The sequence below is a fragment of the Sphingomonas sp. AOB5 genome (assembly GCF_029433115.1).
GTDB lineage: Bacteria > Pseudomonadota > Alphaproteobacteria > Sphingomonadales > Sphingomonadaceae > Sphingomonas.
Window position 1 is genome coordinate 1 of record NZ_JARNTV010000116.1, and the last position, 3,970, is coordinate 3,970.

Sequence of the window (3,970 nt, forward strand, 5' to 3'; positions counted from 1 at the left end):
CACCAGCCCCCGCGCCGGCAATTGCTCCACCCGCGCCACTCGCGCGTCGAACGCCACCACCGCCGCCCGCGCCAGTACCGGCGCCGCAACCCGTTCCGCGCGCCACCAGATCCAACCACAGCCGATCCCCATCGCCAGCGCCGCGACCAGTACGATCCGCCCGAATCGCCCATGCCCCGAAATCGCCAGCCCGATCGCCGCCAGCGCGCCCGCCCCGATCAGGAAGGCGATCCACCCGTCCCGCTCCGGCAGCACGAACCACACGGTGATGCCTGCCCCGAACATCACCGGCAGCCACAGCACCAGTTGTTCGCGCTCGCGCTCCAGCCAGCGTTCCAATGCGTCGCGGCACTGGGAAATCAGCGTCGGCGACCCCATTTGAAGGGAGGATAACCCCGTGCTAGGGGCCTCGGCGGCTGATCCGGCCAATGAATTCAAGTCTGGGAGCAGGCGCGGTTGAGCGCATCATCTGATACCGGCGGCAAGCCTGTCGTCACTCGTTTCGCGCCGTCCCCCACGGGCTTCCTCCATATCGGCGGCGCGCGCACCGCGCTGTTCAACCTGCTCTATGCCCGCCATCACGGCGGCAAGTTCCTGTTGCGCATCGAAGATACTGATCGCGCCCGTTCCACACAGCCTGCGATCGACGCCATATTGGATGGAATGCGTTGGCTCGGCCTCGACTGGGACGGCGACGAGGTATTCCAGTTCGCCCGCGCCGATCGCCATGCCGCGGTCGCACACGAAATGGTCGAGAAGGGCGCGGCCTATCGCTGCTATTTGACTCAGGACGAACTGGCCGCAATGCGCGCCGAAGCCGAAGCGGCCAAGAAGCCGCTTCGCATCCGTTCGCCCTGGCGTGACAAGGTGCCGAACGAGGATGGCAAGCCCTTCGTCGTCCGCCTGAAGGCGCCTACCGAGGGCGCCACCACGATTCGCGATCTCGTCCAGGGCGAAGTCACCGTCCAGAATGCCGAGATCGACGATCTGGTGCTGCTCCGCTCGGACGGCACCCCCACCTATATGCTCGCGGTGGTGGTCGACGATCACGACATGGGCGTGACCCATGTGATCCGCGGCGACGATCACCTGAACAACGCGTTCCGCCAGCTGCCCATCTATCGCGCGATGGGCTGGCCCGAGCCGGTCTATGCGCACATCCCGCTGATCCATGGATCGGACGGCGCAAAGCTCTCCAAGCGCCACGGCGCGCTGGGCGTCGATGCCTATCGCGACGAGATGGGCATCCTGCCCGAAGCGCTCGACAATTATCTGCTCCGCCTCGGCTGGGGCCATGGCGATGACGAGATCATCAGCCGCGAACAGGCGATCGAATGGTTCGATCTGGACGCAGTCGGAAAATCACCATCCAGGTTCGATCTGAAAAAGCTCGAGAACCTGAACGGTCAATATATCCGCGCCGCGGAAGACGATCGTCTGGCCGCTCTGGTCGCCGCACGGATGGGTTTCGAACTCAGCGACTCGCAGCGCGATCTTCTGCGCCGCAGCATGGGCGAGCTCAAGCCGCGCGCCGCGAATCTCCTCGAATTATCCGATGGGGCAGCATTCCTTTTTCGCACTCGCCCACTGGAATTGGACGAAGCGGCAAAGGCTCTGCTAGAGGGCGACGCAAGGACGCTTCTGGCTCGGATTCACGCGGCGCTTGACGCAGCGGAAAGCTGGGATACGGAAGCGCTCGAAACGGCGGTACGTGCTGTCGCCGAGGATGCGGGGGTCAAGCTTGGCGCCGTCGCGCAGCCGCTCAGGGCTGCGCTGGTCGGACGCAAGACATCCCCCGGCATCTTCGACGTGCTCGTGCTGCTGGGCCGCGAAGAAAGCCTCGGGCGGATTGCCGATCAGATCGGCGTCCCCGCCTGAACGAACGAAAGGACAGACCATGACCGACGCAACCTTGAAGATCGGGGATCACGACTATCCCGTCCTTTCCGGCAGCGTCGGCCCCGACGTGGTCGACATCCGGAAATTCTATGCCAAGACCGGCATGTTCACCTACGATCCCGGCTTCACCTCCACGGGCAGCTGCGAATCGGGCCTGACCTATATCGACGGCGACGAAGGCGTACTGCTCCACCGCGGCTATCCGATCGGCCAGCTCGCCGAACAGTCGAGCTTCATGGAAGTCAGCTACCTCCTCCTCAACGGCGAGCTGCCGTCGAAGGACGAGTTGGACAAGTTCAGCTACACGATCAGCCGCCACACCATGCTGCACGAGCAGCTCGCGACCTTCTATCGCGGCTTCCGTCGCGATGCGCATCCGATGGCGATCATGTGCGGCGTCGTCGGCGCGCTCTCGGCCTTCTATCACGACTCGACCGACATCACCGATCCGCAGCAGCGCATGATCGCGTCGCACCGCTTGATCGCGAAGATGCCGACGATCGCGGCGATGGCCTATAAGTACAGCGTGGGTCAGCCGTTCCTCTATCCGCAGAACGACCTGTCCTACACCGGCAACTTCCTGCGCATGACCTTCGGCGTGCCGGCCGAGCCCTATCTGGTGAATCCGGTGGTCGAAAAGGCGCTGGACCGCATCTTCATCCTCCATGCCGATCACGAGCAGAACGCCTCGACCTCGACCGTGCGCCTTGCCGGCTCGTCGGGCGCGAACCCGTTCGCCTGCATCGCGGCGGGCATCGCCTGCCTGTGGGGCCCGGCGCATGGCGGCGCCAACGAAGCAGCGCTCAACATGCTGCACGAGATCGGCCGTCCGGAGCGCATTCCCGAGTTCATCGCCCGCGCCAAGGACAAGAACGACCCGTTCCGCCTGATGGGCTTCGGCCACCGCGTGTACAAGAACTACGATCCGCGCGCGACCGTGATGCAGCAGACCGTCCGCGAAGTGTTCAAGGAGCTCAACGTTTCGAACCCGGTGTTCGAGGTCGCGCTCCAGCTCGAGGAAATGGCGCTCAACGATCCCTATTTCATCGAGAAGAAGCTGTTCCCGAACGTGGACTTCTATTCGGGCGTCATCCTCTCGGCGATCGGCTTCCCGACCACCATGTTCACCGCGCTGTTCGCGCTCGCCCGCACCGTCGGCTGGGTCGCGCAGTGGAACGAGATGATCTCGGATCCCGAGCAGAAGATCGGCCGTCCGCGCCAGCTCTACACCGGCCCGACCCAGCGCGATTACGTGCCCGTCGGCCAGCGCTGAGGCACCGCATCCCGGATCGAATTCGGGATCAAAATCGGCTAGTGACGCTTTAACCACTCAACCACCGGCACCCGCCGGGGGCGAGACGGAGACGAGCTGATGCGCCATTCGATCCTGACCTTCGCCGGCATCGTCGCGGTGATCTTCGGCCTGATCTTCATGCTGCAGGGCTTGGGTGTGATCCGCTATCCGGCATCCAGCTTCATGGTCGACAACAGCGTGTGGGTGACCCGCGGCGCGATCATCGCGGGCCTCGGCGCGCTGGTGGTGGCGGGCATGCGCGTGGTGCCGGTCAAGCGGCGGCGCGATTGAGCGGCCAGCCCGGCGATCGCGACAAGGCGAAGCTCGGCTATCTCGCCGCCGCCTTCGCTGCCGGTCTGCTGATCATTTCGGGCGGCGGCTTCTGGCTGCTGATCGTAAAGGGCGAGGCGATCCGCCATCGCGGCGAATTCATGTCGCTCGGCGACACACTGACGATCCTCATCCCGCTCGCACTTGCGGGCATCACGTTGCTCAGGGTCGCCACGAAGCTGTTGCCGCCGCGCTAGGCTTCGGCGGAAATCCATTCCCGGAATGCCGTCATCGCGGGCGACACCTGGCGCGACTTGAGCCAAGTCAGCCAATAGCGTCCGGTCGTCACTTCGTTCGCGAAGGGCCGCACCAGCGCACCCTCCTCGATCCGCCGCGCCAGCATGCTCGCGGGCGCCAGCGCCACGCCGACGCCCTGCATCGCCGCCTCGGCCATCGCCAGCGATGAATCGAACACCGGCCCGCGCAGGGTCGGCGCCGCGACGCCGG

5 protein-coding genes and 1 pseudogene are annotated in these 3,970 nt (G+C 65.1%); 4 read left to right on the top strand and 2 right to left on the bottom strand.

Going from position 1 to position 3,970, the window contains the following annotated elements:
- Positions 1-378: pseudogene (locus tag P1X14_RS21725) on the bottom strand (ComEC family competence protein); the annotation flags it as partial.
- Positions 379-456: 78 nt separating this feature from the next.
- On the opposite strand from P1X14_RS21725, the gene gltX reads away from it, so the two are divergent.
- The 4 genes from gltX (at position 457) to P1X14_RS21745 (ending at position 3,720) form a co-directional block, all read left to right on the top strand.
- The gene (gene gltX, locus P1X14_RS21730) at positions 457-1,878 is read left to right on the top strand and encodes a glutamate--tRNA ligase (protein WP_277317513.1); all 1,422 of its coding nucleotides are present in this window, start codon (positions 457-459) and stop codon (positions 1,876-1,878) included.
- Positions 1,879-1,897: 19 nt separating this feature from the next.
- Positions 1,898-3,172 carry a citrate synthase gene (locus P1X14_RS21735; RefSeq protein ID WP_277317514.1) on the top strand — a complete coding sequence of 425 codons (1,275 nt, stop codon included), beginning with the start codon at positions 1,898-1,900 and terminating at the stop codon, positions 3,170-3,172.
- 99 nt (positions 3,173-3,271) lie between these two features.
- Positions 3,272-3,484: a hypothetical protein gene (locus P1X14_RS21740; RefSeq protein WP_277317515.1), complete on the top strand. Its 213-nt coding sequence runs from the start codon at positions 3,272-3,274 to the stop codon at positions 3,482-3,484.
- Entirely contained in the window at positions 3,481-3,720 is a 240-nt protein-coding gene (locus P1X14_RS21745) for a hypothetical protein (RefSeq protein ID WP_277317516.1), read from the top strand. The genes P1X14_RS21740 and P1X14_RS21745 overlap by 4 nt, the downstream gene beginning before the upstream one ends.
- Here the strand turns inward: P1X14_RS21745 and P1X14_RS21750 are convergent.
- Positions 3,717-3,970: LysR substrate-binding domain-containing protein (locus P1X14_RS21750; RefSeq protein WP_277317517.1), on the bottom strand; the 254-nt coding region annotated here is incomplete at its 5' end. The two genes, P1X14_RS21745 and P1X14_RS21750, sit on opposite strands and share 4 nt — an antisense overlap.

Bases quoted from the DNA above. Each gene is read 5' to 3' on its own strand.
- P1X14_RS21735 (WP_277317514.1), top strand. From the start codon at position 1,898: ATGACCGACGCAACCTTGAAGATCGGGGATCACGACTATCCCGTCCTT.
- P1X14_RS21740 (WP_277317515.1), top strand. From the start codon at position 3,272: ATGCGCCATTCGATCCTGACCTTCGCCGGCATCGTCGCGGTGATCTTC.